The 455-nt window shown below is 53.0% G+C and carries 1 pseudogene; it reads left to right on the forward strand.

The window, feature by feature from the left end:
- Positions 1-455 (forward strand): annotated as a pseudogene (gene feaB, locus K0040_RS20210) (phenylacetaldehyde dehydrogenase); the annotation flags it as partial.

Below are 455 nucleotides of genomic sequence, written 5' to 3' on the forward strand. Positions count from 1 at the left end.
AAGCGCCGTTGTTTGACACGCTGGTTAGTGGATTTGAGCAGGCGGTAAAATCGTTGCAAGTGGGACCGGGGATGTCACCTGTTGCACAGATTAACCCTTTGGTTTCTCGTGCGCACTGCGACAAAGTGTGTTCATTCCTCGACGATGCGCAGGCACAGCAAGCAGAGCTGATTCGCGGGTCGAATGGACCAGCCGGAGAGGGGTGTTATGTTGCGCCAACGCTGGTGGTAAATCCCGATGCTAAATTGCGCTTAACTCGTGAAGAGGTGTTTGGTCCGGTGGTAAACCTGGTGCGAGTAGCGGATGGAGAAGAGGCGTTACAACTGGCAAACGACACGGAATATGGCTTAACTGCCAGTGTCTGGACGCAAAATCTCTCCCAGGCTCTGGAATATAGCGATCGCTTACAGGCAGGGACGGTGTGGGTAAACAGCCATACCTTAATTGACGCTAAC

The sequence above is a fragment of the Terrisporobacter petrolearius genome, assembly GCF_020748185.1.
GTDB lineage: Bacteria > Bacillota > Clostridia > Peptostreptococcales > Peptostreptococcaceae > Terrisporobacter > Terrisporobacter petrolearius.